The organism is Paludifilum halophilum (assembly GCF_002245355.1).
GTDB lineage: Bacteria > Bacillota > Bacilli > Thermoactinomycetales > DSM-45169 > Paludifilum > Paludifilum halophilum.
Window position 1 is genome coordinate 1 of sequence record NZ_NOWF01000110.1, and the last position, 429, is coordinate 429.

A 429-nucleotide genomic window follows, 5' to 3' on the forward strand; every position below is an offset into this window, starting at 1 on the left:
TCCTCCGGCCTGCCCGGTGAGGGCGCCGAGGCCCGCGAGACCGCGCAGCGCCACCCGGCGTTCCGCGCCAAGGGGCTGGAGCAGCCGACCCGGCGTCCACAGCAGCTGCAGTACACCGCTCCGAGCGAGACCGGCGAGGTCGAGCAGCGTGTCGGGTCGGCCCAGGACACCCTGTCCCAGGAGCAGCTCAAGGGCGTCTCCCGCAACGGCCCGTGCCCGTGCGGCTCGGGCAAGAAGTTCAAGAGGTGCCACGGGAAGGCCTGAGGGGCCCGTTCGGACCTCGGCGCCTCAGCCCACCTGGAGCGCCTCAGCCCACATGGAGCGCCTCAGCCCACCTGGAGCGCCTCGACCCGCCAGCGACCGTCGAGACCGACGAGCCGCAGCGCGAGGGCACGCACGCGTCCGCCGTCGATGACGACGGCACTGACC

At 73.7% G+C, this 429-nt stretch carries 2 protein-coding genes; one reads left to right on the top strand and one right to left on the bottom strand.

Annotated elements, in window-relative coordinates:
* On the top strand, positions 1–264 hold a 264-nt coding region (locus CHM34_RS18545; RefSeq protein ID WP_206093854.1), incomplete at its 5' end, for an SEC-C metal-binding domain-containing protein.
* 62 nt (positions 265–326) lie between these two features.
* Here CHM34_RS18545 and CHM34_RS20290 read toward each other — a convergent pair.
* A partial coding sequence (locus CHM34_RS20290; protein WP_369126369.1) for an Rv3235 family protein occupies positions 327–429 on the bottom strand: 103 nt, incomplete at its 5' end.